The following is a 22,678-nucleotide window of genomic DNA, read 5'->3' as shown; positions in this document are numbered from 1 at the left end:
TAGGCACAGCCTTTTTTGGGTATTTGCTAATTGTCCCCATGATATGCTAGTTGGCAAAGAACTTATAGTGCGAGTAGCGCTGAGAAGTCCATCCAATTCGCCCGATACCGTTGCCAAAGCTAGTCTACTAATTCGTTTCGTATTGCGTAATGGGTCAGTTCGGCACTGTTTTTCAGCTTCATCTTGACCAGCAGCCGCGCGCGGTATTCGCTGACGGTCTTCACGGACAACTTCAGCTCTTCGGCAATCGCGCCCACCGTCTTGCCTGTGGCGATCATGATCAAGGTCTGGTATTCGCGGTCCGACAAGGTTTCGTGCGGCGCTGTTTCATGGTCTTCGCCCACCGTGTTGGCCAGCGCCTGGGCCAGCGAGGCGCTGATGTATTTCAAGCCGCCGGCCACCTGGCGGATGGCGGTGACCAGTTCGCGCGGCGCGCTCTGCTTGGTCAGGTAGCCGGCCGCGCCCGCCTTGAGCGAACGGATCGCATACTGGTCTTCGCGGTGCATGGACAGCATCAGCACGGCCAGTTCCGGTTTTTCCTTCTTGATTTGCTTGAGCACATCGATACCACTGCGGTCGGGCAGGGAAATGTCGAGCAGCATCACCTGGCACTTGGAACCACGGAACAGCTTGACAGCGTCATGCGCGCTTTCCGCTTCGCCAGCCACGATGATGTCTTTGGTATCGGCCAGGATTTGCTTCAGGCCTTCGCGCACGATCGCATGATCGTCAGCAATAAATACCCGGATAGTGGCTTTTTCTTTCATAACTGCATTGTTTCTTTTCAAGTTAGCCTAGGCCAGGCCGTGTCCGTCCTGGTCTTGCTGCGAGCCGGCACGCGTAGGGCCATGGTCTGCAGCCGCTATTATCGCCTCTCGCGGCGCAGATAGCCTGACTTTTATGCTCAGGATAGTGCCGCCGCCGGGCGCGTCCGTCAGGCTCATGCTGCCACCGAGGGCATTCGCACGCTCGGCCATGCCGCGGATGCCGAAAGAGAGCGGTTTGGCGCGGTCGCTGGTGCGCAGTCCCACGCCATTGTCGCTGATCTTCAGGCTCAAATGCTGGCGCTGCAGGCCCAGGCGCACGCTGACACGGCTCGCCTGCGCATGCTTGGCGATGTTCGTCAGCGCCTCCTGGGCGATGCGGAACAGGCTGGTCGCCTGGTCCAGTTCCAGTGCGATATCCGGGTGGCTGGCCGTAAAATTGCATTCGATGCCGGCCTGGCGCGCGAATTCCTGCACTTGCCAGTCGAGCGCGGCGACCAGGCCCAGGTCCAGCATGGACGGGCGCAAGTCCAGCGAAATGCGGTGCACGGCGTCGATGGTGCGGTCCACCAGGGCATCGACATAGTCGGCTTTTTCCTGCAGCACAGGGTTGTCGGGTGGCAAGCGCCGCGCCAGCATGGCCATGGCCATCTTGATGGCCGTCAAGTTGCCGCCCAGGTCGTCATGCAATTCACGCGCGATGCGCGTGCGCTCATGTTCCTTGACCTTGTCGATATGCGCCGTCAGCTCGGCCAGGCGGGCCCGCGACAAACGCACTTCGATCTGCTCGAGCCGGCTTTCCGTGATGTTGCTCATGATGCCTTCCCACTGCACCGTGCCGTCCAGCAGGGCGCGTGGTGTGGCGCGCAGGTTGATCCATTTCACGTCTTTCCAGGCATCCACCCAGATGCGGCCTTCCCAGTTCCAGCTCCACAAGCTGCGTTTCGATATCTGCATGGCCTCCAGATAGGAGCTCCGGTCGTCGGCCAAAATCAGCTCTAAAAACAGCTCAGGCTGTGCGTGCAGCTGCACCGGGTTCAAGCCCAGCAGCGCCTGGCAGCCATCGCTGAGATAGGGAAAGGCGGTCTGTCCATCTGCGTGCAGGCAAAACTGGTACACCAGTCCCGGCGTATTGGACACGATGGCGTTGAAGCGCGATTGCACCTGGGCCAGGGCGCTGGCCGCCGTTTGCTGCGTGGGCAGTTCGTCGGCGACGGCCAGCAGCAGCGCGCGGCCATGGCGGTCGGCGCGCGACAGGCGCAAGCTCAAGGGGTACAAGCTGGCGTCACGGCGCCGCTGCTGCACCTGCAGCGTGGCCTGCGCGCCGATGGTGTCGTCCAGCGTGTCGATGACTGCGGCCAGTTGCTCTGCTGATAGCTGCGGCGCCAGGCTCAAGGCAGTCTGCGCGGCCAGTTCTTGCTGGCTATAGCCCAGATTGTCGCGCGCGGCCTGGCTCGTATCGAGCAACTGCAGGGTAGTGGCGTCGTACAGATAGATTTCTGCTGGCGACGCTTGCATGGCCGGGGCCAGCCGGGGCAGCTTGTTGTTCATCAGCGCCGCGCCCGCCAAAAAGCCGTGAAGCGGCGCAGTACGCGGGCCGGGCGCAAATCATGGCGGCTAGGCACTGTTGCCCGCAGGCGTGCCCACCAGGCGCGCCGTGCGCGGCCCAGCGCGGCAGAGAAACGGCTGACCCGGCGCCACGGGCGCGTGGCGCGCAAGCGGGCGATCCAGCGGTCCTTGGTTTGCATGAACAGGCCGTGCCAGCGCGCAAACCATGGCAGACTGAGCAGGGTAGGGCGGGTGAGGCTGTACAGGCGCGCCACGGCAGCGGCGCCACCGAGCTTGGCGGCGACGATTACGCCGATGCCGGAAAAAGCATGGCCGCGCGCAATCGCCAGCAAGGCCAGCAGCTTGACGGGGAACAACAAGATGGCCGGCAACACAAACACGGCCAACGCCCAGTAGGGCGGCAAACGCTTGATCCACGCTTCCAGCGCGTGTAATGGCGGAAACTGCGCCACCACCTGCATGATGCGCGCACCGGTAGCCCACAGCCATTCCTCGATCAGCAGGAAAATGGCGGCCAGGTAGACCAGCGGCGCGAACAGCCAGCGCCTGAATCTGTAGAATTTTTTCATCCGTCTCCAAACCGGGGTTGATGCCTGGCACGATGATACGTCAAAAAAGCTGGCGCATGCCCTTTCCGGGCGTGACAGTCTGGCCAGACGGGCTACAATAGGCAGATGAACAAAGCCTTTGTAAAAGAATCGGACCACGACGACGATGAAGAAGCGGCCGCGCTGGCGCTGGCCATTCCTGCTGGCGCCAAGAATTACATCACGCCCGCCGGCTACCAGCGCATCAAGGATGAGCTGCTGCAACTGATCGACGTGGACCGCCCTGAAGTCGTGCGTATCGTCCATTGGGCGGCGTCGAATGGCGACCGCTCGGAAAATGGCGACTATATCTACGGCAAGCGGCGCTTGCGTGAAATCGACCGCCGCATCCGCTTCCTGACGAAGCGCATGGACCTGGCCGCCATCGTCGACCCCAGTGTGCATTATGGCAACGACCAGGTCTTCTTCGGCGCCACCGTCACCTACCTGACCAGCGACGGCGAAACGCACACCATCACCATCGTCGGCATCGACGAATTCGACCCTTTGAACGGCAAGATCAGCTGGATCTCGCCCATGGCCCGCACCATCACCAAGGCCCGGGAAGGCGACCTCGTGACCCTGAACACGCCGCAAGGCCCGCAGGAGCTGGAATTGCTGGAAGTGACGTACCCGGCGCCGGCAGAGGCTTAGTTTGCGTTGAGGCAGGGCTGGTTTTGACAGTTCTGCCAGGCTGGAGCCTTCCTGGATGGGGGAGTTGCCATGGCCCGTATCGCTCGCTTGTTCCTGCCTGGCATGCCTTTGCATGTAATACAGCGCGGGGCAGACAGGCAGCTTTGTTTTTTCGAAACAGCCAATTATCTGTGGTATCTGCAGCAATTGCAGCGTCAAGCCATGCTGCATGGATGTCTGCTGCATGCCTATGTTCTGATGAGTAACCACGTCCATCTATTGTTATCCGCAGAGAGCATCGGGGCTGTTTCGGGAATGATGAAGGCGCTGGGGCAGGAATATGCCCATTACATCAATTGGCGCCGCCGTCGCACCGGACCGCTTTGGGACGGGCGCTATAAATCCTGCGTCGTGCAGGATGTGACGTATTTACTGATTTGCCAGCGCTATATCGAGCTCAATCCCGTACGTGCCAGGATGGTGAATTATGCTGGTCACTACAGATGGTCCAGTTATCGGTGCAATGCGGAAGGGCGGGATGATGCCTTGATACATCCGCATCCACTTTATCTAAGCATGGGAAGTACTCCTGGCGAGCGGCAGCAGGCGTATGCGGCTTTGTTCCAGGCAGATGAAGAAATGGCGCTGCAAGCCTTGCGTGCCGCCAGCCGCAGCAATGCAGTTGTCGGTAGTGCGGAATTCGTGAGAAAAATGCAAAACCCGTAAAGCGTAAAGGCTGGGGTCGGACCCTGAGGGTCCGACCCCAGTCTCTGCTTTAGGGTTTTAATTGCGTTCGCGCAGGATGCGGTTCACACCGGCCACGCGACGCACATTGCGCAGCAGCGCCGCCAGGTGGACCCGGTCCTTGACTTGCACGGTGAAGCGCAGCTGGTCGAGGACGTTGTCCTTGTCTTCGTCCATGCCGACGTAGATGATGTTGGCGTCCGATTCGCCGATTTCGGCGGCGACGCGGGCCAGGATGCCGCGTTCGCTATTGATCAGGACCTTGATGCGGCAGTCGAAGCGGCGGTTCAGTTCGGTGCCCCAGCGCACTGCGATCCAGCGGTCCGGTTCCTTGGTGCGTTGGCGTTTGGCTTGCGAACAGTCGCTGGTGTGCACCAGCAAGCCCTGGTCGCGGCGCAATTGACCGATGATCTGGTCGCCAGGAATCGGCAGGCAACAGGGCGCCAGTTGCACCGACACGCCTTCGGTGCCGCAGATGGTGACCGGGTCCAGCTCGCTGCCGCTATTGTGTTCCACCGGCATGCTGGCCGCTTCGCCGCCGATCAGGCCAAAGATATGGCGCGCCACCAGGGTCGCCATGCGCTTGCCGATGCCGATGTCCGCATACAGCTCGTCCATGGAATTGGCGCTCGACTCATTGAGCAGGCGTTCGACCAGCGGCTGCGGCAGTTCGGCGTCGATATTGAGCGTTTGCAGCGCCTGCGACAGCAATTGCTGGCCCAGGGCGATCGATTCGGGCAGGTTGATCGTGCGCAAATGGTGGCGGATGGCCGAACGGGCCTTGCCGGTGCGTACGAACGACAGCCAGGTCGGGCTGGGCCGCGACGAGGAATCGGTGATGATTTCCACGATGTCACCATTGTGCAGCTCGGTGCGCAGCGGCGAGGTTTCGTTATTGATTTTCACGGCCACCGTCTGGTCGCCGATGCCCGTGTGGATGGAATAGGCAAAGTCGATGGCGGTAGCGCCGCGCGGCAGGGCGATGATCTTCGATTTCGGCGTAAACACGTACACGGAATCGGGGAACAGGTCGACCTTGACGTGTTCCAGGAACTCGGCCGAGTCGCCCGTCTGCTGCTGGATGTCGAGCAAGGATTGCAGCCAGGCATGCGTGCGCTGCTGCAAGTCGGACGGATTCGTCTCGCCGCTCTTGTACAGCCAATGCGCCGCCACGCCGGACTCGGCCGTGCGGTGCATTTCCTGCGTGCGGATCTGGAATTCGACCGGCGTGCCGTAAGGGCCGATGACGGTGGTGTGCAGCGACTGGTAGCCGTTCAGCTTGCGAATCGCGATGTAATCCTTGAACTTGCCCGGCATCGGTTTGTACAGGCTGTGCAAGGTGCCCAGCGAGACATAACACTCCGAGAAGCTGTCGACGACCACGCGGAAGCCGTACACATCCAGTACTTGCGAGAACGACAAATGCTTGCTGCGCATCTTTTTATAGATGTCGTACAGGGTTTTTTCGCGCCCCGTCACTTCGGCATCGATTTCCGCCATGGAAAACGTGCTTTTTACCGCTTCCATGATCTTGTTGACCACTTCGCGCCGGTTGCCGCGCGCCGCCTTGACGGCTTTCGCCAGGGTGCGGTAGCGCATGGGATACAGGTGCGAGAACGACAGGTCTTGCAGCTCGTGGTAAATATTGTTCAGGCCGAGGCGGTGCGCAATCGGCACGTACACTTCCATGGTTTCGCTGGCGATGCGGCGTTTTTTGGCCGCCGTCATGAAGTCCAGGGTGCGCATATTGTGCAGGCGGTCGGCCAGCTTGATCAGGATCACGCGCACGTCGGAAGCCATGGCCAGCAGCATCTTGCGGAAGTTTTCCGCCTGCGCTTCGATCTGGCTCTGGAACTCGATTTTTTCCAGTTTCGACAGGCCATCGACCAGCTGGGCGACGGGCGAACCGAAACGCTCGATCAGCTCGTCTTTCTTGACGTCCTGGTCTTCCATCACGTCATGCAGCAGGGCCGCCATGATGGCTTGCGCGTCGAGTTTCCAGTCGGCGCAGATTTCGGCGACGGCGATCGGGTGCGAGATATACGGTTCGCCCGAACGGCGCATCTGGCCCAGGTGCATTTCGTCAGAAAAACGATAGGCTTCCTTGACCTTTTTCAGGTCGGCGGGCGAGAGGTATTCGGCGAGCTTGTCGGCCAGATGGCTGACGGAGGCAACCCCAAAGGCGGGAGCAGGCGCCGGCCCGGCGGCAGGCGTGATCGTGCCGGACGCGCTGGCGCCCTGGGGTTTTGCCGCCTGGCGCGGGGCCAGGGGCGGCAGTGCTGCAGAAGTCGTGTCGGCTGGGGTCAGACTCATAAAACGTTGCGTTACGTCGCAGTGTGAAGATAAAGGGTAGGGTAGAACCAGGGATCAGCACTGTTCCGTCACGCGGGTTCCAATTACATCGGAACCTTTTTCAGCATCTCGATGCCGACTTTGCCAGCAGCGATTTCGCGCAGTGCGACGACGGTAGGCTTGTCCTTGGCTTCGACTTTAGGCGTATGGCCTTGCAGCAATTGACGTGCGCGATAGGTCGCTGCCAGGGTCAGCTGAAAACGGTTAGGGATCTGTTTCAGGCAATCTTCAATGGTAATACGGGCCATAGTAACTCCAATAGTGGTGCGTGGTGCTGTGTGAACGGGCGTGCGCGCGGGCGGCTTGTTGAAGGCTTATTCTGCGTGCAGGCCGAGTTGGGCGAAAAGCGAGGCGTTGCGGGCCGCTTGTTGCGCAAACCGGCTGCGGGCCGCTCTCACGATCGCGCTCAGTTCGGACAAAGCGACCGTAAACTCTTCATTGATAATAACATATTCGAACTCGGGAGCGTGTGCGATTTCACCGCCAGCGGCCAGCAGGCGGCGCGTAATCACGTGCGGCGCATCCTGGCCACGCTTGTTCAGGCGCTCTTCCAGTGCATCGATCGATGGCGGCAAGATGAAAATGCCGGCCGCGCGCGGAAACTGCTTGCGCACCTGGCGCGCGCCCTGCCAGTCGATTTCCAGCAAGATATCGGTGCCGGCCAGCATTTGCTGTTCCACCATGATGCGTGAAGTGCCGTAGTAATTGCCGTGCACTTCCGCCCATTCCAGGAACTCGCCCTTGTCGGCGCGGGCGACAAAGTCTTCCGCGGTCGTGAAGTAATACTCGCGGCCATGCTCTTCGCCCGGACGCGGCGCGCGCGTGGTGGTCGAGATCGACAGTTTGATACCAGGTTCCTGCGCCAGCAGCGCATTGACCAGGGTCGACTTGCCGGCGCCGGAAGGCGCAGCAACCACGAACAGGCTGCCGGAGAAGGCGGTAGAGTGACTCATGCGGTGTTTTCCATATTCTGTATTGTTGGCGTTTTACCCAGGCAAATGACGCCCAAAGACGTATTTTACCAAGAGGCAAGACGGCTAGCCACCCTTTGTGACAGTCCGGCATATAGTGCCTGTTATCTTGATGGGATAGTTATTTAATTGAGATGCAATTTCTTCAATTTCCATTCCGGCAAAATATGTGCGCATGAAGAGTTTCCCGTTTCTCAGTGTGCCACGGGCCATGCTGTTGATGCGCGTGGTCATAGCCGTGCTGTTCATGGCATACGCCATCCCCCGTATTGCGAATGGCACGATCCCTCGTTTTGCCGGGTTCCTGGAAGGTAGGGGTTTATCTATGGCATCGCCGTGGTGTGGGCGATTAATGCCGTCGAGATCGTCTGCGGCAGTTTGCTGATCGCCGGCAAGTACACGCGCCGGGCGGCTGCCGGGCTGATGGTGATCTGTGCCGGCGGCATCGTCATCGTGCATGCGGCCAAGGGCTGGTTCGTGGGCGAACATGGGGCCGGCGGCGTCGAATACAGCATCGTGCTGTTCTTTGCCTGTGTCGTCATCGCCGCCAGCGCCAGCCGACGCGCCGAAGCGCGCCTGGTTTGACAGAGGCTGGCAATTTCCTCCACTATTATTGATGCCGGCTTCAAAAAAGAACCCGGCCACTTGCTGGTTTAATGTCGCTGCTTCGATCATTCGGCAATGACGAACATCTTCCAACGGCGTGCGCGGGCGTCTCCGATGGCCCCGCTCCAGCGGCTCAGGAAAGCCTGCAGTTCCGGCTGGCCCTGGCACAGCGGCAGCAATCGGCCGATGTCAGCTTGCAGTTTGAGCAAGCCGGCGCCGGACAACGCCATTTCCGCTTCGGTGCCATATTGATGTTGCCAGAAGCGGCGCAGCCCGGCGCCGACCGGTGCGGCCATCACGAAGCCATAGGCTTGTTCCCAGAGCGCTGTATCGAGCTGCAGTGCCGGAATGCTCAGCGGGGTGACCGCGTCAGGCGTAAAGTAGATGCGTCGCATGGCGTTTCATTTTACTGCAGCGTGAAACGCATGCGGCGCGATTGTCATCACAAGCAAGGGGCGGGCGCATTGTTTGTTTCCGGAAACTCGGTCACTACCGCGCCATCGGTCGGACTGGTCATGATCAGGCGGCCACACTTCTCGCCGGCGGTACCAACCACCTTACCCAGATTTGCATCGTAGCGCACACGTCCATCCGCTTGTACGACGCGGTTTTTGTTGGGAGCGTTCTGGACCATACGGCAAAAAGACTGGGCCGCTGCGGCGTCGGTGCAATATTCGGGCAAGAGTTGATTTACGCCGGGTAGCGGTGCTGCTGCACAATGGCGCGGCTTGATATGGTTGCTAAAGACTGTCGCAGATACGGTGCAGGCTGCGTCCACCGCTGGTGCAGTTGCGGCGGTCAGTGGCTGTTCTGGCTGGGTAGTGGTGCAACCATACAGCATACTGCACGCAATCAGGCTGAACAATATTGGTAATATAGTATTTTTCATGGTGCTTTCTATCCTATATGGGTTTGATTTTGGATGTTGGCGAAAGATGGGATAACTTGGCAAACCAGGCGAGCGGCAATGCATGCGGATTCCACGAGCCCGGATCGTTTTGATACGCCATGAAGCAGGCCGGTTGCGCGGCCTGCTTATTCACGGTCAAGGTGTATTTCTGTGCCATGTTGTACTCACCGAATAGGTCAGTTAATTGACGTTAGTTCCTTGCCGCAATGGCAGGAACTACAGGTACTGTATAAGCTTGAAAATAATGTCGCCATTACGTTTGATTACACGCCATTACACAATATGGCCAGGTATTGGACTTGATATGCCGCAAACATGAGATCCCTCTCCAATGTGGGGCCGCGGACGATACGAAACCAGCATATTTCCAGCCGCACTTCGCCGTGGCGGCACTCGATCGCGGCTGTCATGACACGTTCTCCGGTTGAGTGCCCGGCATTTCATGCGGAGAAATGGTATTAAAATAGTAATTTTAAATAATAAAAATCCAGTCGGTAATAATGTGAAATTAATAAAATATACTTTAGTATAGATTGGAAATTTTCACCTTTTGAAGACCATCCGATAGCTAAGTAGCTGTTTTCAAATAGCTTAATTCGTTCCACCATGGGGATGAACATTGTTTGCTGCGACGCTGGAACGAATGAGGTTTTTCATTTTTTTGGAATTGCCTCGTTTATTCGGCAACGAATTCCATGGCTTTTAAGGCGCGGCAGAGGGGCTGCGCGCCATGGATAGCGACGATATGTAAACGCGCTTATCGCAACGTGGCTGAGCTGATATTTGGTGAGGATTCGCCGCGCGTGATGGTCGATAGGAAATGGCGAAAGGAATCGTCATTTGTGAATGACAGGCATACGACGAAGCGCATGCTCATGTCTTTCGGCTGGATTGGTTTCAATCCCTTTCATATTCGGCCGGCGAGCCGATCCGCAGGATTCAGGGCGCCCTGCCGATGCCTGCGCTCAGCCGGACCCTCTGTTTTTTCTGAAGCAATTAAAATCAATTGCTTAACTGGCTTTTGATGACGGCGTGATCTCCCTGACACCTTACTCCAGATTCTGCACCTGCTCGCGCATCTGCTCGATCAGCAGTTTCAAGTCCATCGAGGCGTCGGCCAGTTCCTTGACAGAGGCCTTGGCGCCCAGGGTGTTGGCTTCGCGGTTGAGTTCCTGCATCATGAAATCGAGGCGCTTGCCGACCTGGCCGCCCTTGGTCAGGATGTGGCGTGTTTCGCCCAGGTGGGCGGACAGGCGTGCCAGTTCTTCGGAAACGTCGATGCGTATGCCGTACAGAATCACTTCCTGGCGGATGCGTTCCATTGCGTCCTGGCGCGACATGGCGGAATTCGAACCCTGGCTGGCCAGGCCCAGCGCGTCCTGCATGCGCTCGACGGCTTTTTGCTGGAAGGCGGCGACCACTTGCGGGATCAGGGGGGTGATGCGCTTGACGATGGCTTCCATCGCTTCGATACGCGAGACCAGCACGGCTTCGAGGGCGGCGCCTTCGCGTTTGCGGCTGTCGACAAAGGCGGCAATCGTGCGTTTGGTCAGTGCGCCCACGTCGGCCTGCAGGGATTCCTGTCCGATTTGGGCTTCTTCGATGACGCCAGGCCAGCGCAGCAGTTCAGCGACCGTCATCACCGGGGCGGAGACGAAATGCTGGCCTACTTCCGATTGCATGCGCGCCAGTTCGACCAGCAGGGGCAGGTTCAGCGCCTGGCTGCCGGTAGTGGCAGCCTTGCGGCCAAAGCTCAGGCGGACTTCCACCTTGCCGCGCGTGATGGCGGACATGACAGCGGCGCGCAAGTCAGGCTCGAGCGTGCGCAAATCGTCATTGATACGAAATTGCAGGTCGAGAAAGCGTGAGTTGACGCTCTTGATTTCAATTGTCAGCGTGCCTGCAGCACCTTCGCTGGTGGCAACCGCGTAGCCTGTCATGCTTGAAATGCTCAAAGGATTCCCCGATTTGGTCTTGTATACAATCACTTATACACTTAATCAGCTGGCGCAGGCAAGACCCGCCAGCACCTTCAAACAGGGCCGGATTACAAGATGGCCTGGCAATTGCTGAATAGTGTGCGTTTTACGGCATTGTAAAGAAAATTGTGTACGGCGGGTCAGGATTGTCGGGATCATGTGTGGATGCGGCATGCATGCTGGCCTGCAGGTGTTGCATGGCTGCAAATGAGGGCCGCGCGCAGTGTTAAAATCGCTGCTGTAAGCTCCACCGCATCCCCCCCACACAAGAACACAGGACATTCCATGACATTTGTATCCCGACCCAGCGGCCGCGCCGTCGACGCGCTGCGCGCCATCCGCATCACCCGCCAGTACACCAGGCATGCCGAAGGCTCGGTACTGATCGAGTGCGGCGACACCAAGGTCATCTGCACCGCCAGCATCGAAGACAAGGTGCCGGGCTTTTTGAAAGGCAAGGGCCAGGGCTGGTTGACGGCTGAGTACGGCATGCTGCCCCGCTCGACCCACACGCGCATGGACCGCGAAGCGGCGCGCGGCAAGCAGTCTGGCCGCACCCAGGAAATCCAGCGCCTGATCGGCCGTTCGCTGCGCGCCGCCTTCGATCTGCAGGCCTTCGGCGAACGCACCTTGCACCTCGATTGCGACGTGATCCAGGCCGACGGCGGCACGCGCACGGCATCGATCACGGGCGCCATGGTGGCAGCGTATGACGCGTTTGCGCAATTGCAGGCGCGCGGCGCGATTAGCGCCATCCCCGTGAAAAGCTTCGTGGCCGCCATCTCGGTCGGCGTCTACCAGGGCGAGCCGGTGCTGGACCTGGACTACGTGGAAGACTCGGGCTGCGACACCGACATGAACGTGGTAATGACGGAAGCGGGCCACTTCATCGAAGTGCAGGGCACGGCCGAAGGCGCCGCATTCGACCGCAACGGCATGAACCGTTTGCTGGACCTGGCGCAGGGCGGTATCGCCGACTTGATCAAGCTGCAGAAGCAGGCGCTGGGTATTTGATCACCTTTGATCTTTACATGGATTGACATCGGGGGCGGCGCCTGGCGTGATTGCCGCCCCCTCGTCCACGATGATGCGGCAGGTGTAAAAGGTTTACAATGTCGGCATTGAAGATGGCCCCCAACGGGGCCAGCCTAACCCGGATATTGTCACATGACCCAACGCCTGATCCTCGCATCAAACAACGCCGGCAAGCTCAAGGAATTCAACGAGCTGCTGTCGACCATCGGTTTTTCCGTGCACGCCCAGGGCGAGTACGAGGTCCCCGAAGCGGACGAGCCATTCCATACCTTTGTTGAAAACGCCTTGCACAAGGCCCGCCATGCGGCGCGCCTGACGGGGCTGCCGGCGCTGGCCGACGATTCCGGCGTGTGCGTCAATGCGCTCGGCGGCGCGCCGGGCGTGTATTCGGCCCGCTATGTGGGCGAGCCAAAATCTGACGCGGCCAACAGCGCCAAACTGATCGCCGACCTGGCGCCGCATGCCGACAAGTCCGCGTATTACTATTGCGTGCTGGTGTACGTGCGCCATGCCGACGACCCGCAGCCGGTGATTGCCGATGGCCGCTGGCACGGTGAAATGATAGACGCGCCGCGCGGCAATGGCGGCTTCGGCTACGACCCGCATTTCTATATCCCTGCGCTGGGCAAGTGCGCGGCCGAACTGACGTCCGATGAAAAGAACGCGCTGTCGCACCGTGGCCAGGCCCTGCGCGCACTGGTAGAGAAACTGCGATGATCCCGATCAAACTGGTGGGCTCTACCGCTAAATCCGCTGCCAAGCCGGGCGCCTCTCCTGCACCGCAGGAAGGCATTTCCGGCGCAGCTGGCGCGGCCCTGAAATACCTGCAGCCGGGCGCCCTGAACCTGACGGCCTTGCCGCCACTGTCGCTGTATATTCACTTTCCCTGGTGCGTGAAAAAATGCCCGTACTGCGATTTCAATTCGCATGAAGTGCGCGGCAGCTTCCCGGAAGAACAATACCTGGCGGCCTTGCGGCTGGACCTGGAAATGGCGCTGCCGCTGATCTGGGGCCGCAAGATCCACACCATCTTCATCGGCGGCGGCACGCCCAGCCTGATGTCGGCGGCGGGGCTGGACCGCTTGATGTCGGATGTGCGCACCTTGCTGCCGCTGGAACCCGATTGCGAAATCACCATGGAAGCCAATCCGGGCACCTTCGAGACAGAGAAATTCAAGTCTTACCGGGCCAGCGGCATCAACCGCCTGTCGATCGGCATCCAGAGTTTCAATGGCCGCCATCTGCAGGCGCTGGGACGCATCCACGACGACAATGAAGCGCGCCGCGCGGTAGACATCGCCCAGACCCACTTTGATAATTTCAACCTCGACCTGATGTATGCGCTGCCCTCGCAAACCCTGGACGAGGCCAGGCAAGACCTGGAAACGGCGCTGGCCTTCGCTCCGCCGCACCTGTCGCTATACCATTTGACCCTGGAGCCGAACACCCTGTTCGCCAAGTATCCGCCAGCGCTGCCCGACGATGACGAGAGCGCCGATATCGCCGACATGGTGGCCGAGCGTTCGGCGCAAGCCGGTTATGGCCGTTATGAAGTGTCGGCCTATGCCCAGCCGGGACGGCGCGCGCGCCACAATCTCAATTACTGGGAGTTTGGCGACTATATCGGCATCGGCGCGGGCGCCCATAGCAAGATCTCGTTCCCGCACCGCGTGCTGCGCCAGGCCCGCTACAAGCAGCCCAAGGCGTATATGGAAGCGGTGCAAGCTGGCGCACCGGTGCAGGAAGAGCGCGAACTGGCGCGCGAGGAAATGGGTTTTGAATTCATGCTCAATACCCTGCGGCTGACGGGCGGCTTTGCACCGAACCTGTTTGCCGAGCGCACGGGCCTGGCCATCAACGCCATCGACAAGGCGCTGAACGCAGCCGAAGCCAAGGGCTTGCTGTACCGCGATCACCAGATCATCCGTCCGACGCAGCTGGGCCAGCATTTCCTGAACGATTTGCAGCAGATGTTTTTGGAGGATTAAGGCGGCGACAGCGCGTGCAGCCGCTGCAGTTTCGCCGCATACAGGCTGTGCTCATTGTGCGTGAGGCTGTTATCCATCGCCAGCGTGAGTTGCTGCCCCGCCTGCGGCAACTGGCCCAGGCGTGCATAGGCTTGCGCCAGCCAGAAATGGAACTCGTGGTAATACGGGTCGCGTGCGATTTCTTTTGTAAACAGGCCTACCGCTTGCGCGTAGTCGCCCCGTTCCATGGCGGCACGGCCCAGGTTAAAGTAGTGGAAGGGCGGCTCCGGCTGCAGTGCCAGCAGGCGCTGGCGCAGTGGCCGCGCCTGTTCCAGCAAGCCCGACGTTTCCAGTAGCTGCGCCAGGTTGGCCAGCAACACCGTATTGTCGGGCATGCGCGTCAAGCCATAGGTCAATGTCTGGCGTGCCTCTGCCAGGTCGCCATGGCGGAGCTGGATCACGCCCAGGGTGTTGTAGGCGCCGCTGAATCCAGGGTCTTGCACGATGGCAGCCCGGGCCCACCAGTAAGCCTGCTGCAGCTGGCCTGCGCTCATGGTTTCGGCGGCGCGGTTATTCATGTACATGGCGAGGATGGTTGCCTCGCTGATGTCATGCGTGCGATAGCCTGCCACCTCGCTCGATGGCAGGAAATCGATCACCAGCATGCCCCTGGCATCGTAATTGCCGGGATTGTCGTCCATGCGCGGGCCCAGCACGATATTGACGTGGCCGGCGACAAAATACATGTCGCCGCTGCGGCTCCAGTTTTCTTCTCCCAGCACTTCCTGATAGCGCACTTGCAAGTTCATTTCATGCGCCAGCGCCGCCGTCATGATCACCAGCGACAGGCAATTGCCGCTGCGCGCGTCAAACGTTTCCCTGGCATTGCGGGTCATGCTGGCGTCGTATTCGAGTTTCAGCTGCCTTTTGTCGTACAGGGCGTCGTACAAGGCCACGCGGGGATTGCCATTGCGCGCCGCACGGCTGACGTCGGTTTGCAGATACTGCCGCATGCTCTCGCTGAGGGCAAATACCTGCCCTGCATCGATGGGAATGGCGGGCGCGAAAGCACGGTCGTTGAAGACGGGCGGCAGGCTGGCGGGCGGCGCCGTGGCGCAGGCAGCCAGGGTGGCGCATAGCAATAGGGTGGCAAGGCGGTGGGCGCTGACTAAATAGGGATGCATGGTTTTCCCCTGAAGGCGCCGACTGACGATGTCCCCGGTGGCGCGCCTGTCCCGCCCGGAACCCTGAACCCTGTCAAACCAGTATCGGCGCTTGCCGGGGCGCTGTCAAATACGCCGTGCCACGATGGCTTAAAACTCTTCCCAGTCTTGATCCTTGGCAATATGCGCCGGGATCTTGCGGGTGTTGCTGGTGCTGGCGGCTGGCGGCTTGTTTAGGGGCCTGCTTGCCGCCTGAAGTTTGCGTTGCGGCGCCAACCGTGTGACGGCCGCGCGCACGGGCGCCGCCATCGCTGCATGGTCGAGCTGGAAGCCGGCGGCCACTTGCGCCAGCCGCGTCGCCTGGTCTTGCAGGCTTTCGGCGGCGGCCGCCGCTTCTTCCACCAGCGCCGCGTTTTGCTGCGTCACCTGGTCCATTTGCGCAATGGCCTGGTTGACCTGGTCGATGCCCGCGCTTTGCTCGGCGCTGGCGGCCGTGATCTCGGCCATGATATCGGTGACGCGGCGCACGCTGTCGACCACTTCGCCCATGGTGCTACCGGCCTGCTGCACCAGCCGCGTGCCGTTGTTGACCTGTTCCACCGAGTCGCCGATCAAGGCCTTGATTTCACGCGCTGCGGCGGCGGAGCGCTGCGCCAGGTTGCGCACTTCGGTGGCGACGACGGCAAAGCCGCGCCCCTGTTCGCCGGCCCGGGCCGCTTCGACGGCCGCGTTCAGGGCCAGGATATTGGTCTGAAAGGCGATGCCGTCGATCACGCCGATGATGTCGACGATTTTCGTCGACGCTGTATCGATGGCGCCCATGGTGTCGACCACCTGGCTGACGATGCTGCCGCCCCGTTCGGCCACGCCAGAGGCCGTTACCGCCATCTGGTTGGCCTGGCGCGCATTGTCGGCATTCTGCTTGACGGTTGAAGTCAGTTCTTCCATCGATGAAGCCGTTTCTTCCAGCGAACTGGCCTGCTGTTCCGTGCGAGCCGACAGGTCGGCATTGCCGGCGGCAATTTCACCGGACGCCGTGGCGATGGCGCCCGTGCCCGCCTGGACTTCCGACACCACCTTGCGCAGCGCCTCGTTCATGCCCTGCAGGGCGCGCATCAGGTCGCCGATTTCATCGCGTGCGGGCGGGCCAAAGCTGGTGCGCAAATCGCCCTGGGCCACCGTTTCAGCCACTTTTACGGCCGCTTGCAGGGGCTTGGTGATCGAGTGCGTGATCAGCCAGGCGCACAGGCTGCCCAGCGCCACGGCCAGCGCGCACAGCACTAATAACAGGGTGAAACTGCGCCCGTTGGCCGCTTCGATGGAATGTGCTGTGGCGTCGATGGCCTTGCGCTGCTGGGCCAGCAGCGCCTTCACATTGGCCTGGTAGCTAGTGGCGGCCGGCGCGAAACTGTCGCGGTAAACGGCTTCGGCCTTGGCCGGATCGCCCGCCTTGCGCGCATTCATGACCAGGGTCTTGGCATCCTGGTATTTCACGCGCTCCTCTATCGAGGCCTTGAAAATGGCTTTTTCTTCGTCGCTGTCGAGCAGCTCCTCGATCTTCTTCAGCAGTTCGCCACCCTGGCGGGTACTCTCGGCTATCGGTTCGGCAAACACGGTCGCCAGGGTTTCATCGCTACTCTTGGTGATCATCGAGGTACGCGCGATGGCCGAGTAGATCAGCACATACCAGTCCGATACCAGGCGTTCCTTGGCCAGCGGTTTTTGCATCATTTGCCGGGTCGCCTCGGCATTGACATGGGCGCTGAACAGGGCGTAGGCGGTCGAAATGACGGATAGCAGCAACACCAGTGCGAAGCCGGCCGCCAGGCGGCTGCCGATGCGAAGATGGGAGAGAGCGTGCATGGTCGGACTCCTGTCGCGGGAAGAAAAAAATTGCCTGTACACCATAGTATGCGCTGATTGGTAAGCAATAGTTAAGTAAACAGCGCACTTCTCTGGCATCTGTTGCTGGCTTGCTGCGGCGCTCTTACCTGGTCTGCAGACGGTACTGCTGCAGCGCCTTTACCGCTGTCGGCGTAAAGTCAGTGAATACGCCATCGATACCCGCACGGAAAAAGTCTTGCAGTTCGGCCTCTGGCGCGCCGTGATACATGCCCGCCAGGTATTTGCCTTCATTGCGGAAGGTGAAGCTGTGCACGAACAGACCGGCATGGTGGGCGTCGGCGATGACGGCAGTCGGCGTGGCCGTATTGACATCGGCCAGCGCGCCATGGCCCTGGCCGTGGAAGGGAGCGATGGTCCAGGACATCAGCTGCGGTTTCCAGGGGCCGATGCCGTCGGCATAGGTCTTGATCTCGGCCAGCCCGGCCGGCGTCAGCATGGCGCCGAAAAAGCGGCCATCGCCCGCCAGCGTCCAGCTATAGGGGCGGGCGCTGACGAAATTGCTGGACTCCGGCGTGGCGTAAATCACGGCGCCCGTGTGGAAGTCGATCGCATTGCCGTCGATCAGCTGCACCACCTTGCTGTGCAAGCCGATGCTGCGCATATATTTCAGGCTGGCCGGATCAAAGCTTTGCACGAACAGCGGCGACTGTTTGTTATTCATGCCATTGTCCTTGACCAGCTTGACGAAGGCGTCTTCGAAAGGGTGCTCGCCGCTGCCGCAACCGTTGGCAATCGCCTGCGCATTGTTCCAGTAGGGGTTCTTCGATTCCGGATACACGGCGATGCTGCGGCCCAGCGCCGCGCTCCTGGCGCGCGCGATGTCGAACACTTCCTGCATCGTCAGGATGGGGAACTTGCCATTCATTTCAGTTGGCCGTAGTTCGCGCGCATCGTAGGTGGAGCCGCCCAGCCATTGCTTCAGTTCCGCCACCGTAAAGTCGCTGATGGCCCAGTCGCCGGTATGGTCTTCGCCATCGACTACCAGCGATTTGAGCACGGATGTCGGGTCGGCCGGGTCCGTGCGGTCGCTCAAATACGTCGCGGGGCCACCGATGGCGGCGCTGTCATAGGCGACTTTGCGCAGCACGCCAGGCACCGTGCGCTTGCGCGCGGCGACGGCCGGCTTGTGTTCGGCCACCTTGGCGATATTGGTGTTGTCGCTGAGCCAGGGGTTGTGGCGCACCACCAGCACGCAGTCGCGGCTCATGTGCACGTCCATTTCCAGCACATCGGCGCCAGCGTCGGCAGCTGCCTCGTAGGACGGCCGCGTACTTTCGGGATACAGGCCGGGCAAGCCGCGATGGCCGATCACCAGCGGCGCCTTGCCGTCGAGGGTCAAAAAACTGCTCTGTGCAGCTGCGGCGCCGACACCGGCGGCCAGGCTTAAAGTGATAGCAATTTTCAGTGCAACAGTGGTCATGACAACTTTCTTCAGATGGATGGGGCCACCGGCAGATGGCTGGCGCGCCATCAATATACCGGTTTGCCATGACCCGCTGATGACAGGCACTTCATTACAAGTGCATTACAAATAGCCTGTGCTGGAAAAAAGGTTTCCATAGTCCTGTAAAGTTCCTTTAGGCAACTTTTTAAAACCGCTGCTTATCCATACAAGAACAGGAAAAAAATGCAAAACAAAATAATTGCAGGTCTGATCAGTACCTTGTTTATCGGCATGCTGACGGCATGTGGCGGTGGCGGCGTTAGCGCTGATGCGAATACGCAAGTGCTGAGCAGCGGCACATCGACCGCGCAAAGCTTGAATCCAGGCCGGCCGCCTGGATCGAATTTCAAGCTGGCGCCGTTTACCCTGCAGTTGCCGAGCGGTTCGTCCGGCAATGTCGACACCGTCAGCGGTTCCAGCCTTGCCGCCGGTTATACCAATCAATATTATTTCTATACCGACAGTGCGGACGGTGCGCTGGTCATGGTCGACCCGACGCAGGGCTGGACCACGTCCGGCTCGCAGCATCCACGCACGGAAATGCGTGAGAATGCGACCTGGTCCACCAATGGCCAAAACAAGCTCGATGCGACAGTGGCGGTGACACAGGTGCCGAGCAAAACCACGGTCGGCCAGATTTTCCAGGGTAGCGGACCGAGCAAGCCGTTGTGCGAATTGCAAGTGACGACTAACGGTGCGGTGAATCTTTTGCTTGAGAGCACCAATCAGGGCGGCAACGCCCAGACCTATCCCATCACCAGCATAACCGCAGGTAGCCGCTTCAATTATGAGCTGAGCCTGACTGGCTCCACCATTACCGTCACGGTCAATGGCACGGTCAAGACGTTTACGATGGATGCCAGCTTTAATGGAGAAAGTTTCTACTTCAAGGCCGGCAACTACGATCAAAGCGCCGTCTCCGGCCCGCCGTTGACGACGCCCGGCACCATCGTCAAGTTCTATGCCTTGACGCTGACGCACCAGTAACTGACACAATCAAGCCCTGTTGAGAAATCATAGGGGCTTTTACTTATCAGTAAAATGTTGTTAAAAGTGGAATTGAAGAGTAATGTCAAATGCCTATCGTAAACAACCGGGATAAAAATGGGCACCACACGCATAAAAACTTTGATGACAACCGTACTGGCTGGCATGCTTGCGGCATGCGGCGGTAGCAGTAATCCAGACACACAATTACTGGCCAGTGTAGAGGCAGTGACGCAGGCCTTGAGTCCCTCCAGGGCGCCGGGGGCGAATTTCAACCTGGCGCCATTTACGCTGCAGTTGCCGACCGGTTCATCTGGCAAGGTCGACACCGTCAGTGGCGCCAGTCTTGCCGGCGGGTACACGAGTCAATATTATTTTTATACCGATAGTAGCGATGGGGCGATGGTGATGATGGACCCGGCGCAGGGCTGGACCACCTCCGGCTCCAAGCATCCGCGTACGGAATTGCGTGAAAACGCCATCTGGACCACCAATGGGCAAAACCGGCTCAATGCGACGGTGGCGGTGACCAGGGTGCCGAGCAATACGGCAATCGCCCAGATTTTCCAGGGGACCGGGCCGAGCAAGCCGCTATGCGAATTGCAGGTCACGTCTGGCGGTGCGGTCAAGTTGTTCCTTGAAGATACGAATCAGGGCGGCAGCGGCAAGACCTACACGATCACCAGCGTGCCACTGGGAACCCGCTTCAATTATGAGCTGAGCCTGACCGGCTCCACCATTACCGTCACGGTCAATGGCACGGTCAAGACGTTTACGATGGATTCCAGCTTTAATGGAGAAAGTTTTTACTTCAAGGCTGGCAACTATGATCAAAGCGCTGTTTCCGGTCCGCCGCTGACCACCCCTGGCACCATCGTCAAGTTCTATGCCTTGACCTTGACGCACCAGTAAAGCGGGCGTGGCCCCTGTGTTTCTGCGCAGGGGTGTTTAGCCGAACGTTGCGCGATAAGCGTACAGGCCCGGCGTGCCGCCCGTCATCACAAACAGGATGGACTGGCCAGGCGCGTAGCGGCCGGCTGCGATATCGGCCAGCATGCCGGCAAAGGCCTTGCCCGAATAGACAGGATCGAGCAGCAAACCCTGGGTGCGCGCCAGCAGGCGCACGGCGTCCAGCATGGCCGGTGTAGTTGCGCCGTAGCCAGCGCCGCGCTGCGCGCCATCGACGTCGATTTCTTCCAGCGCGATGTTTGCCTCGCTACCGAGCAGGGCCAGCGCCTGCTGCGCCAGTTCCCAGGTACGCTGCCGGCTCACGGGCGCATCGGCCAGCACCGCGTGCGAGCGCACCAGGCTGGCGGACAGGCCCAGCGCGGCAAAGCCGGCAGACAAGCCCGCATGCGTGCCAGCGCTGCCATTCGGCACGATCACCTGCTGGAAAGCCAATCCCATCTGCTGCGACTGCTGAACGATTTCCTGCGCGCAGACGGCGTAACCGAGACTGCCCAGCGGCGTCGAGCCACCGGTCGGCAGCACGGCTACCTTGCGGCCCTGGGCGCGCAGGGCATCGGCCCGTTCGTTCGCCCAGGCCAGGCCATGCACGCTGCCAGGCAAGGCGTGCACGCGCGCGCCGAACAAGCCGTCCAGCAGCACATTGCCGCTGTATTCATAGTCGGCATCATCGCGCTGCACCTGGCGCGTCAGCACCAGTTCGCACTGCAAGCCGGCCAGCGCGGCGGCGGCGGCCGTCAGGCGCGCATGGTTCGATTGCAGGCCGCCCACCGTGATGACGGTATCGGCGCCATCGGCCAGCGCCTGGCCGAGCAAGAATTCCAGCTTGCGCAGCTTGTTGCCGCCTCCGCCCAGACGCATATGGTCGTCGCGTTTGACATACAGCTGCACACCGTTCAGGGCGGGCGCCAGATGCTGTTCCAGCCGCGCCAGCCGTTCGATCGGCGTGGCTTCGTGCAGCAGGGGGAAACGGGGGTAGCGGGCAAGGCCGGCAAGTATGCATGTCGTCATCGAGACTCCTGGCGAAATCGACCAGTCTAGCGGGCAGGCGCCGGGGCAAACAGTGGCGAGTCCTTGAAACAGTTTCTTGCCTGGCCAGATAATCATTGTTAATTAAATGATATGCGTGCGACGCCATGGATGAAAATTGCATAGTATCCGAAAGGCACAGGCAAGCCGTAGGCGTGAGCGTCGGACTGGCTTGCTGTTTTTTTACGTGGATACGAGATACATAACGAGATACATGAGCACACCCAATTTTTCACTGCGTTTTTCCCCTGGCATTCTTTTGTTGGCCTGCGCCCTGAGCGCCTGCGGCGGAGGCTCCTCTTCTTCCGATACGCCGGCTGTTGTCAATCCTCCCCCGCCGGTGACGCCACCTGCTAGCGGCGATACGGGCAGCGTCAGCGCCGCCTACGTGCAGGGCGCCAGTCCGCGCTACATGCTGCTCAATGTCGCGCGTCAGAGTTCCGGCATACTGACGCGCGTCACACAAGGCAGCAACGGCGCCCTCAGTGTGATTGCGGATAACACCTTCAGCGGCACGCCTGCCGTCACGCGCGAGATCAGCGGCGACGCCAGCTTTGCACAAGGCCGCTGGTTCAGCGGCACCATGACGGATGCTTCCGGCACGACTATTCTGAGCGGCAATAACGCCAGCGCCCACTACAGCGTGTACAACGCCGTGGCATCCTTGCCCACCAGCGGCAGCCTGCAATGCGACGCAGGTACTTATACGGCGCCCAGCTACACGGGCGGCGCCAATGTGCAGCCGGCTGCGTATTTCGGCACGGCCAGCGGCAGCGCCAGCGTGGTCTTTGGCCCTTCGGGCGCAGTGCTGACGATGACGGTCGACGCCACGGCCGGCGGCAGCACGGGCCAGATCAGCGGTACGGGCACCATGTCCCGGCCAGACATGAGCCTGATCGGCGGCGGCTTCCTGGGCGGCGATTCCGGCACCTTGCTGGCGCTGGGCGATGCTGGTGCAGGCCGCTACCTGGTCATCGGCGGCTATAAGGTGTTGCTGGCCAATGGCGCCAACTACCAGGGCATCGCCACCTTCCACTGTTCCTGAGTTTTGCAGGCATGAAAAAAGC

At 60.3% G+C, this 22,678-nt stretch carries 23 protein-coding genes; 9 read left to right on the top strand and 14 right to left on the bottom strand.

The window, feature by feature from the left end:
- Positions 1-119 precede the first annotated feature (119 nt).
- Genes HDE72_RS15795 through HDE72_RS15785 form a run of 3 tightly spaced genes read right to left on the bottom strand, consistent with a single transcriptional unit; the run spans position 120 to position 2,902 of the window.
- Positions 120-767, bottom strand: coding sequence for a response regulator (locus HDE72_RS15795; RefSeq protein ID WP_183742585.1), 648 nt, complete (start codon positions 765-767; stop codon positions 120-122).
- Positions 768-794: 27 nt separating this feature from the next.
- A complete protein-coding gene (locus HDE72_RS15790; protein ID WP_260176730.1) occupies positions 795-2,315 on the bottom strand; it encodes a sensor histidine kinase in 1,521 nt (506 codons plus the stop codon).
- A complete protein-coding gene (locus HDE72_RS15785; RefSeq protein ID WP_183742583.1) occupies positions 2,315-2,902 on the bottom strand; it encodes a hypothetical protein in 588 nt (195 codons plus the stop codon). The genes HDE72_RS15790 and HDE72_RS15785 overlap by 1 nt, the downstream gene beginning before the upstream one ends.
- Positions 2,903-3,007: 105 nt before the next feature.
- On the opposite strand from HDE72_RS15785, the gene greB reads away from it, so the two are divergent.
- Positions 3,008-3,574 (top strand): transcription elongation factor GreB, encoded by a 567-nt coding sequence (greB, locus tag HDE72_RS15780; RefSeq protein WP_183742581.1) that lies wholly within the window; start codon positions 3,008-3,010, stop codon positions 3,572-3,574.
- A gap of 69 nt (positions 3,575-3,643) precedes the next feature.
- Positions 3,644-4,279, top strand: coding sequence for a transposase (locus HDE72_RS15775; protein WP_183742578.1), 636 nt, complete (start codon positions 3,644-3,646; stop codon positions 4,277-4,279).
- Positions 4,280-4,336: 57 nt separating this feature from the next.
- Here HDE72_RS15775 and HDE72_RS15770 read toward each other — a convergent pair whose 3' ends face one another.
- The 4 genes from HDE72_RS15770 to HDE72_RS15755 form a co-directional block, all read right to left on the bottom strand.
- On the bottom strand, positions 4,337-6,610 hold the full coding sequence (locus HDE72_RS15770) for a RelA/SpoT family protein (RefSeq protein ID WP_183742575.1): 2,274 nt from the start codon (positions 6,608-6,610) through the stop codon (positions 4,337-4,339).
- Positions 6,611-6,693: 83 nt separating this feature from the next.
- Entirely contained in the window at positions 6,694-6,897 is a 204-nt protein-coding gene (gene rpoZ, locus HDE72_RS15765; RefSeq protein WP_010400723.1) for a DNA-directed RNA polymerase subunit omega, read from the bottom strand.
- A 66-nt stretch (positions 6,898-6,963) separates the two neighbouring features.
- Complete coding sequence (gene gmk / locus HDE72_RS15760) at positions 6,964-7,602, bottom strand: guanylate kinase (protein ID WP_183742573.1); 639 nt, start codon at positions 7,600-7,602, stop codon at positions 6,964-6,966.
- A gap of 84 nt (positions 7,603-7,686) precedes the next feature.
- On the bottom strand, positions 7,687-7,869 hold the full coding sequence (locus tag HDE72_RS15755; RefSeq protein ID WP_183742571.1) for a hypothetical protein: 183 nt from the start codon (positions 7,867-7,869) through the stop codon (positions 7,687-7,689).
- An 87-nt stretch (positions 7,870-7,956) separates the two neighbouring features.
- Between HDE72_RS15755 and HDE72_RS15750 the strand changes: the two genes are divergently transcribed.
- Positions 7,957-8,205: a DoxX family protein gene (locus tag HDE72_RS15750; protein ID WP_183742569.1), complete on the top strand. Its 249-nt coding sequence runs from the start codon at positions 7,957-7,959 to the stop codon at positions 8,203-8,205.
- Between the two features lie 86 nt (positions 8,206-8,291).
- Here HDE72_RS15750 and HDE72_RS15745 read toward each other — a convergent pair whose 3' ends face one another.
- The 3 genes from HDE72_RS15745 to HDE72_RS15735 all read right to left on the bottom strand — a co-directional run bounded on the left by HDE72_RS15745 (position 8,292) and on the right by HDE72_RS15735 (position 11,076).
- Positions 8,292-8,621 carry a hypothetical protein gene (locus HDE72_RS15745; protein ID WP_183742567.1) on the bottom strand — a complete coding sequence of 110 codons (330 nt, stop codon included), beginning with the start codon at positions 8,619-8,621 and terminating at the stop codon, positions 8,292-8,294.
- Between the two features lie 47 nt (positions 8,622-8,668).
- Positions 8,669-9,115: a hypothetical protein gene (locus tag HDE72_RS15740; protein WP_183742564.1), complete on the bottom strand. Its 447-nt coding sequence runs from the start codon at positions 9,113-9,115 to the stop codon at positions 8,669-8,671.
- A 1,070-nt stretch (positions 9,116-10,185) separates the two neighbouring features.
- Positions 10,186-11,076 (bottom strand): YicC/YloC family endoribonuclease, encoded by an 891-nt coding sequence (locus HDE72_RS15735; protein ID WP_183742561.1) that lies wholly within the window; start codon positions 11,074-11,076, stop codon positions 10,186-10,188.
- A 324-nt stretch (positions 11,077-11,400) separates the two neighbouring features.
- Between HDE72_RS15735 and rph the strand changes: the two genes are divergently transcribed.
- From rph to hemW, 3 genes are all read left to right on the top strand, one after another.
- On the top strand, positions 11,401-12,129 hold the full coding sequence (rph, locus tag HDE72_RS15730; RefSeq protein WP_183742559.1) for a ribonuclease PH: 729 nt from the start codon (positions 11,401-11,403) through the stop codon (positions 12,127-12,129).
- A gap of 153 nt (positions 12,130-12,282) precedes the next feature.
- Entirely contained in the window at positions 12,283-12,867 is a 585-nt protein-coding gene (gene rdgB, locus HDE72_RS15725) for an RdgB/HAM1 family non-canonical purine NTP pyrophosphatase (RefSeq protein ID WP_183742557.1), read from the top strand.
- Positions 12,864-14,138 (top strand): radical SAM family heme chaperone HemW, encoded by a 1,275-nt coding sequence (hemW, locus tag HDE72_RS15720; RefSeq protein ID WP_183742555.1) that lies wholly within the window; start codon positions 12,864-12,866, stop codon positions 14,136-14,138. The genes rdgB and hemW overlap by 4 nt, the downstream gene beginning before the upstream one ends.
- Here hemW and HDE72_RS15715 read toward each other — a convergent pair.
- From HDE72_RS15715 to HDE72_RS15705, 3 genes are all read right to left on the bottom strand, one after another.
- A complete protein-coding gene (locus tag HDE72_RS15715) occupies positions 14,135-15,301 on the bottom strand; it encodes a tetratricopeptide repeat protein (protein ID WP_183742553.1) in 1,167 nt (388 codons plus the stop codon). The genes hemW and HDE72_RS15715 overlap by 4 nt on opposite strands.
- 129 nt (positions 15,302-15,430) lie before the next feature.
- Complete coding sequence (locus HDE72_RS15710) at positions 15,431-17,143, bottom strand: methyl-accepting chemotaxis protein (RefSeq protein ID WP_183742552.1); 1,713 nt, start codon at positions 17,141-17,143, stop codon at positions 15,431-15,433.
- Between the two features lie 124 nt (positions 17,144-17,267).
- Positions 17,268-18,605: a glycerophosphodiester phosphodiesterase family protein gene (locus HDE72_RS15705; RefSeq protein ID WP_183742550.1), complete on the bottom strand. Its 1,338-nt coding sequence runs from the start codon at positions 18,603-18,605 to the stop codon at positions 17,268-17,270.
- A 207-nt stretch (positions 18,606-18,812) separates the two neighbouring features.
- On the opposite strand from HDE72_RS15705, the gene HDE72_RS15700 reads away from it, so the two are divergent.
- Positions 18,813-19,616: a polysaccharide lyase family 7 protein gene (locus tag HDE72_RS15700; protein ID WP_183742548.1), complete on the top strand. Its 804-nt coding sequence runs from the start codon at positions 18,813-18,815 to the stop codon at positions 19,614-19,616.
- A 144-nt stretch (positions 19,617-19,760) separates the two neighbouring features.
- Complete coding sequence (locus tag HDE72_RS15695; protein WP_260176728.1) at positions 19,761-20,528, top strand: polysaccharide lyase family 7 protein; 768 nt, start codon at positions 19,761-19,763, stop codon at positions 20,526-20,528.
- A gap of 36 nt (positions 20,529-20,564) precedes the next feature.
- On the opposite strand, the gene HDE72_RS15690 is transcribed toward HDE72_RS15695, so the two are convergent.
- Positions 20,565-21,593: a D-cysteine desulfhydrase family protein gene (locus HDE72_RS15690; RefSeq protein ID WP_183742544.1), complete on the bottom strand. Its 1,029-nt coding sequence runs from the start codon at positions 21,591-21,593 to the stop codon at positions 20,565-20,567.
- 232 nt (positions 21,594-21,825) lie between these two features.
- On the opposite strand from HDE72_RS15690, the gene HDE72_RS15685 reads away from it, so the two are divergent.
- Positions 21,826-22,656: a hypothetical protein gene (locus HDE72_RS15685; RefSeq protein WP_183742542.1), complete on the top strand. Its 831-nt coding sequence runs from the start codon at positions 21,826-21,828 to the stop codon at positions 22,654-22,656.
- Positions 22,657-22,678: the final 22 nt, after the last annotated feature.

It is taken from the genome of Janthinobacterium saanense (assembly GCF_014200675.1).
In the GTDB taxonomy this organism is placed as follows: Bacteria; Pseudomonadota; Gammaproteobacteria; order Burkholderiales; family Burkholderiaceae_D; genus Janthinobacterium.
The sequence above is the reverse complement of the archived record's forward strand: the minus strand, read 5'-3'. Positions and strand labels throughout refer to the sequence as shown.